At 58.4% G+C, this 6,935-nt stretch carries 7 protein-coding genes; 4 read left to right on the forward strand and 3 right to left on the reverse strand.

Going from position 1 to position 6,935, the window contains the following annotated elements:
* Positions 1 to 76: 76 nt before the first annotated feature.
* From AAC035_RS16480 to AAC035_RS16490, 3 genes are read right to left on the reverse strand one after another with little or no spacing between them, the layout of a single operon-like run.
* Complete coding sequence (locus AAC035_RS16480) at positions 77 to 868, reverse strand: enoyl-CoA hydratase-related protein (RefSeq protein ID WP_339806079.1); 792 nt, start codon at positions 866 to 868, stop codon at positions 77 to 79.
* A 14-nt stretch (positions 869 to 882) separates the two neighbouring features.
* Positions 883 to 2,175: a 3-hydroxyacyl-CoA dehydrogenase NAD-binding domain-containing protein gene (locus tag AAC035_RS16485; RefSeq protein ID WP_339806081.1), complete on the reverse strand. Its 1,293-nt coding sequence runs from the start codon at positions 2,173 to 2,175 to the stop codon at positions 883 to 885.
* A 60-nt stretch (positions 2,176 to 2,235) separates the two neighbouring features.
* Positions 2,236 to 2,922 carry a nitroreductase gene (locus tag AAC035_RS16490; RefSeq protein ID WP_339806082.1) on the reverse strand — a complete coding sequence of 229 codons (687 nt, stop codon included), beginning with the start codon at positions 2,920 to 2,922 and terminating at the stop codon, positions 2,236 to 2,238.
* 206 nt (positions 2,923 to 3,128) lie between these two features.
* On the opposite strand from AAC035_RS16490, the gene AAC035_RS16495 reads away from it, so the two are divergent.
* The 4 genes from AAC035_RS16495 to AAC035_RS16510 all read left to right on the forward strand — a co-directional run.
* The gene (locus AAC035_RS16495) at positions 3,129 to 3,980 is read left to right on the forward strand and encodes a hypothetical protein (RefSeq protein WP_339806083.1); all 852 of its coding nucleotides are present in this window, start codon (positions 3,129 to 3,131) and stop codon (positions 3,978 to 3,980) included.
* 182 nt (positions 3,981 to 4,162) lie between these two features.
* A complete protein-coding gene (locus AAC035_RS16500; RefSeq protein ID WP_339806084.1) occupies positions 4,163 to 5,332 on the forward strand; it encodes a C4-dicarboxylate TRAP transporter substrate-binding protein in 1,170 nt (389 codons plus the stop codon).
* A 190-nt stretch (positions 5,333 to 5,522) separates the two neighbouring features.
* Positions 5,523 to 6,689, forward strand: a complete 1,167-nt coding sequence (locus AAC035_RS16505) for a C4-dicarboxylate TRAP transporter substrate-binding protein (RefSeq protein WP_339806085.1) — start codon at positions 5,523 to 5,525, stop codon at positions 6,687 to 6,689.
* 95 nt (positions 6,690 to 6,784) lie between these two features.
* Positions 6,785 to 6,935: CoA transferase (locus tag AAC035_RS16510; protein ID WP_339806086.1), on the forward strand; the 151-nt coding region annotated here is incomplete at its 3' end.

Here is a 6,935-nt window from a genome sequence, read left to right on the forward strand (position 1 = left end):
CTGTACGCTCGGGCTCCGCCATCCCTGGCTCCGCACGATTTTGGGAAGGCCCTCCCTCTTGCCTTCCTCTGGCCTCTTAAAATTTCGGCGCCCGTTTTTCCAGAAATGCGTTTACGCCTTCCTGGAAAGTCGGCCGGTCGATCAGGTCTTTCTGGCGCTCTGCTTCATAAGCCAGTTGTTCTTCCAGTGTGGCTTCTTCCGCACGGTCCAGCGCCGCCCGTATTTCCGGTGCCGCATGGGCCGGGCCGGAGGCCAGGCGTTTGGCGACGGCGATGGCTTCGGCCTGCAGCTGGTCATCGGCCACGGCTTTCCAGATCAGGCCCTGATCGACGGCATCTTTGGCCATGATGCGGTCGCCCAGCAGGCAGGCGGCCATGGCCCGGGCACGGCCGATCAGTCGTGGCAACACCCAGGTGGCGCCAAGGTCGGGAATGATGCCCAGCTTGGGAATGAACGGGAACAGGAAGTAGGCGGACTCGCCCGCAATTACAATGTCACCGGACAGAGCAATGCTGGCGCCGGCGCCGGCTGCTGCACCGTTAACTGCAGAAACTACCGGGAACGGCATGGCCCGCAGTTCAAGTGCCAGAGGATTGGAGATGTCTTCCATCAGCGTTGCCACCTGGGTGCCCAGGCTGGGGCCGTCGCTGCTGGGGTCCATGGAACCCAGGTCGGCGCCGGAACAGAAGGCCTTGCCAACACCGGTCAGGATCAGTGCCCGCACATCGCTGCGCTGCTTCAGTTCGGTCAGGGCAGCGCGGACTTCCTGCTGCAAAGGCACTGACATGGCGTTCATGGTTTTGGGCTGGTTCAGGGTGAGGGTGGCAATGCCTTCCTCTACGGTCAGTTGGATGCGTTCATAACTCATGGTCGTTGCTCCGTTCAGCGGCCGGCAGGGAAGGCGTCATAGACGCTGCCACCGGTTTCGGCCAGCTTTTGCAAGGTCGGTGTTGGCTCGTACAGGGCGCCCAGGTGACGGTATTGCTGGCACAGACGAACAATCTCCGCAGCGCCCAGGCTATCGGCATAGCGCATGGCGCCACCCAGTTGTTTGGGGAAGCCGACGCCCATCAGCAGGGCTGCATCCAGTTCCTCGGCAGAGTTGACCACCTTGTCCTCAAGACAGTGCAGCGCTTCGGTGATCATGGCGACCATCATGCGTTGCTGGATTTCCTCAACAGACACCTGTTTTTCGCCATTGGGCTGAATGGCCTTGAGCAGTGCGTGGGCCTCAGGGCTGGATGCTTTCTGGGGACGTCCAGTTTCATCGGGCTGGTACTCGTAGAAACCCTTGCCATTCTTCTGGCCCAGGCGACCGGCTTCCTTCATGCAGCGGAAGGCATCGTTCTCGATAAAAGGCATGCGCTCGGGATAGCCGGCGGAGATGACATCCGAAACGTGGCTGCCGGTGTCGATGCCGATGACGTCTTCCAGGTAGGCTGGACCCATGGGCCAGCCAAACGCTTCCATGGATTTATCGATGTGCTCGAAATCCACCCCTTCTTCCACCAGGTTCAGGAAGGCCCGGGTGTAGGCGGTCAGAATCCGGTTCACCAGGAAGCCCGGGCAGTCCTGAACCACGATAGGGGTCTTGCCCATCTTCAGTGCCCAGGTGACGGCGGTGGAAACGGCTTCGTCACTGGTCTTGCTGCCCTGAATGATTTCCACCAGGGGCATCACCGGAACCGGGTTGAAGAAGTGCATGCCGACGAAGCGTTCCGGGTGCTTCATGTGCTGGCCGATGTCATCAATCCGCAGGCTGGAGGTGTTGCTGGCAATGATGGCTGCCTCTGACAATACCGCTTCCAGTTCGTCCAGTACCCGGTGCTTCAGGCCCAGGTTTTCCACGACTGCCTCGATGACCCCGTCGACCGTGCCGAAATGGTCATAGCTCAGGGTCGGTTCGATGGAGGCGATGATCTGCTCGCCCTGGTCTTCGCTGATCTGCTCTTTCTTGATCAGCCGGGCCACCTGACGGCGGGCCTCTGTCAGGCCCAGTTCCAGCTGTGCCTCAGCGATGTCCTTCATGATCATCGGGATGCCATGGGTGGCGCTGGTAATGGTGATACCGCCGCCCATGATGCCGGCACCGAGCACGGCACCCTTGTTGATGGGCCGGGCCTTGTCGCCGTGTTCCTTGAAAACCTGTTGCAGCTCTTTGGACGGGAATGACACTACGGTTTCCTCCAGACATTCGATTGGTTATGGACGGATTGCTGAATCAAAAGGCCCGGGTCAGATGCCCCGGAACTGGCAGAACTCGTCGAGCCCGGCGCGACGTGAACGCAGCTTGTTGACCGGGTCTTCCGTGTCTTCATAGCCGATGGCCATACCGGTGAACAGCATCAGCTCGTCGGGCGGGTTCAGGAAATCCTTCAGGGTCTTGTGGTACAGGCTCCAGCACTCCTGGGCACAGGAATCCAGCCCTTCTTCCCGCAGCAGTAACATGACGGTTTGCAGGAACATGCCCAGGTCCGACCACTGGGGTGACCCCATACGACGGTCGACGTAGCAGAACAGCGCCAGCGGGGCGTTGAAAAACTGGTAGTTGCGGGCGAACCAGGCCATACGGCTGGCTTTGTCTTCCCGGGGAATATCCAGCAGCTTGTACATGTCTTCGCCTACCTGGAAGCGATAGTCCCGATAGGGAGACACCAGCTCTTTCGGGTAGACGCTGTATTCCGGGCCCTCACCAGTGGGCGCATCCACGACCCGCTGTTCCATGATCTTTTTGAAGGCCTTGAGTTCATCGCCGCCTACCACATAAACCTGCCAGGGCTGCAGGTTGCCGCCGGAAGGCGAGCGGGAAGCGGTGGTCAGAATCCGGCGAATCAGCTCGCCGTCCACCGGTTGGTCGGTGTAACCGCGGACTGAGCGCCGGGTATTGACGGCGTCGGTGACGGTGGGGGCTTTGTCGCTCATGGCTTGGCTCCGTTCGGATGAGGTTGTGCAGGGCTAATTGGTATGGCGTTGAGCCTGTTTTGATCTGGCGTCAAGCTTGTTTTGACTTAATAGTGGCGACTGCAATGGGTTGTGGCAATCGTCGCTTACGACGAGGTAGCTTGCGAAAAGCCTCTGGAAAATGGATCCTTTGGTACCTTGTAAACGTCCAGACTGCGGAAATTATCATGACCAACAGCACCACAGACGCCTGTTTTACCGGCGCGATTCAGCCCCGATACACCGATCTTGATACCTGGCGTCACGTCAATAATTCAAGGGTCTATCAACTGCACCTGGAAGCCCGGATACAATATCTGGTCAGTCGTTTTGGTCCCGATGCCTGGTTCTCTGATGCAGAGCGGTTGCGACCCCTGCGCACCATTACCGACTTTCGACAGGTCAGCTGGTACGGCAGCCCCATCGAATTTTGTCTGAACGTCTATTCCGTGGAGGCCGATCGCTGCATCATGCGCACAGACCTCTACCAGAATGGGCAGCATGTGGGTACGCAGACCTGTGTACTCGGCGCCCAGCTGGATTATCAATGGGTAGACCTGCCGGAAGGCATTCGTTCCGGGCTGCAGGCGGATGTTGATGGTGTGCCGCTGGAATTGCCGGAACCCGGCTATCTGGAGGTTGCGGCTAACTTGCAGTCCTTCCCTCTGCAGAAGGAACTGACCCTGCGTTACGCCGATCTCGACGCCGACAGCCAGCGTAGTGAGGCCTCCCTGGCCAGGTTTATGGAGCAAGCCCGCTTTGGGGCGGTCAGCCGAGTCGATTTTGGTGGGCAGGGTATTCTGATTGCTTCCGTCGACATTTCGTTCATTCATTACCGTCCGGACGGCAAGCCTCTGACGCTGGCCGCAGGCTGCAGTCATACCGGTAACACCTCGTTCCAGTTAGTGGGTGGCGCCAGCGGTGAGCATGGATTACAGGCCATTGCCCGCAGTGTGATGGTGATGGTGGACGAGGTCGAAAATCGCCCCGTTGCCCTGACAGACGCGGTTCGTGAGCAATTGTCCGGTCTCGCCATCTGAGTCGGGTTCTGCCTCTGCTGTCTTCCCCTGTCCGGCACATCGTCCAAACCGACGATGCGCCGGATAGATGATTTTCCTACACTATTCCGACTACTTCATGGCGGTTCTATGGCCCGTCCGTAATGCCCGGAGTTGCTGCGGTGCCCATGCATCCTGGTAGCCCAATTCAGGAGACACTTATAATGACAACACTTTCATTCGGAATTCGTACTGTGCTGACCGCCTCGCTGGTGGCCGGCTCATTGGTTGCCGCCACTGCGTCAGCCCAGACCCTGCGCTATGCCACCGGTTTTCCACCGGGTTCTATCGCAGCGGATGCGGCTCAGGATTATGCCGGCAAGGTAAAGGAATACTCGGATGGTGAGCTCGATATGCGGGTCTATGCGCTGTCTTTGCTCAACGCTGCTGAGACCTCCCCTGGGGTTCGTGATGGCATTGCGGATGTCGGCTACCTGTTGAACGCCTATTACCCGGCGGAATACCCCCATATCAACCTGATCAACGAAGCGTCAATGCAGCTGCAGCTGATTGACCCGGAGCGTATGGGTAGTCCGGCCAAGGGCACCTATGCCTACAACGGTGCCTACACCGAGTTCATGTTCAAACATTGCCCGGAATGTAACGACGAGCTCAAGCGGCAGAATCAGGTTTACACCGCCAACGGCTCCAGCAGCCGTTACGGCCTTCTGTGCAACAAGCCGGTCACCGAGGTTGCCGATATGAGCGGCCTGCGGATGCGGGTTGCCGGTGCCCACTGGTCCCGTTGGGCCACCGAGATGGGTGGCAGCTCCCTCTCTCTGACCATCAACGAGATCTATGAAGCGATGGACCAGGGCATCATCGACTGTAACATCCAGTCTGCGCCGGAAATCATCAACCTGGGTCTGACCGAAGTGGTTACCGACATCACCATGACCATACCGGGCGGGCTCTACGCCGCCGTTGGTGGTGCCAGTGTCAACCGTGATGTCTGGCAGGGTCTGTCAGAAGATCAGCGTAAGGCGATGCTGCGCGCAGGTCAGTATCTGAGTGCCCAGATTGCCTGGGAATACGAGCGCATGGAAGCCGAAGCCCTGAAGCAGGTTCAGGAGCAGGGCGGCCGTCTTCATGAGCCGAGTCAGGAACTGTTGGATGTTACCCGTGCCTTTGTCGAGAAAGATATGGAGTCCATCGTCAGCTACTACGGTGAGCGCCATGGTGTGCAGCGTGCTGAAGAAATGCTGACCACATTCCGCGGGTTGCTGGATAAGTGGGTGGACCTGGTGCAGGACGTTGAAAGTGCCGAGCAGCTGGCTGATCTCTACTGGGAAGAAGTGGCTTCCAGTGTGGACGTCAGCAAGCACGGCCTCTGATAAGGCAGGCTGGGTTCAGAAAAACGCGACCTCCCGGGGTCGCGTTTTTTTATGCCTGTCTGTTCAGTTCGTCGGAACCGACGATGGGATGGCCGGAAATGCTGCATACACTCGAAGATGTCCGATTAAATTAACAGCATACTACCCAACAACAAGAACAGGACCTGGTCCTGGCTGTCGGAGACATCCCATGTTCAGATTCAACAAGACTGGCGCACTCGCTGCTGTATCAGCAGCGGTGCTGGCAACGACGCTTACCGTTACTCAGGCGCAGGCCCGGACCATCAGTTATGCGTCGGTGTACCCCGCAGGCTCCAAGGCGGATGAGGCGGTCAATACCTGGGCCGACAAACTTGCCGAGTACTCCGACGGCGATCTCAAGGCGCGGGTGTTTCCCATGTCGTTGCTCAGTGCAGCGGAAATCTCGGCCGGGGTCCGTGACGGTATTGCCGATTCCGGTTACCTGCTGACGGTGTATTTCCCTGCGGAATATCCGCACATCAACCTGGTCAATGAATCGGCCATGCAGATCAACCTGATTGATCCAGAAAAGCTCAATGGCATGGGAACCTTCGCTTTCCAGGGCGCGGTCACCGAATTCATGTTCTTCAAGTGTCCGGAATGTCTTGAGGAACTCAAGGCCCAGAACCACGTGTTTACCGCGAACGTGGCCAGCAGTGGCTACGCGATGATCTGTAACAAGCCCGTGGTCAAGCCGGAGGATATGAAGGGGTTGCGGATGCGGGTTGCCGGCTCCCACTGGTCCCGCTGGGTATCCGAATTTGGTGGTTCCTCTGTATCTCTGACCATCAGCGAGCTGCGCGAGGGATTGAGCCAGGGCGTGCTGGATTGCACGGTCTCGTCGCTGCCTGAAATCACCAACCTGAACCTGACCGAGGTGGTCAGCGATGTGACGGTTGATCTGCCGGGCGGGATCTACGCCGGTTCCAGTGGCGCCAGCATCAACGCGGACGTCTGGAGTTCGCTGTCTGAAAAGCAGCGTCGGGCATTGCTGCGTGCAGGTGCCGACCTGACCGCCCGCACCCCGTGGTTGTATGAAATGCAGCAGGACGAATCTGTTGAGGCGGTGCGCGCCAATGGCGGTCAGATTCACACGGCAAGTCAGGAATTCCGTGATGCCACCACAGCCTTCGTTGAAAAGGACCTGAAAAATATCATTACCTATTATCAGGAGCGTTTCGGGGTAGAGCGTGGTGAGGAAATACTCAGTGAACTGGCTGAAACCCTCGATAAATGGGTGGGCCTGGTTCAGGGTGTAGAGACACCGGAAGAGCTGGCGGAAGTCTACTGGGACGAAATCTTCTCGAAAGTGGACGTCAGCAGTCACGGTCTCTGATTCGCGGGCACAACGATAGCAACGGGTGGGAGCCGCATGTGCCCCCGCCTGTTACAAGATCTGAATATCTGTAAACGCACGTAGCAGGGGGAGACATGGCAGGACCACTCAGTGGCCTCAGGATCATCGAAATGGCCGGCATAGGCCCGGGACCTTTCTGCGGCATGTTGCTGGCAGATATGGGTGCGGAGGTGATTCGCATTGATCGCCCGGGAGCCGATCGGCTCAGTGGCTGGCGTTTCGATA

The organism is uncultured Marinobacter sp., assembly GCF_963974375.1.
Classification (GTDB): Bacteria; Pseudomonadota; Gammaproteobacteria; order Pseudomonadales; family Oleiphilaceae; genus Marinobacter.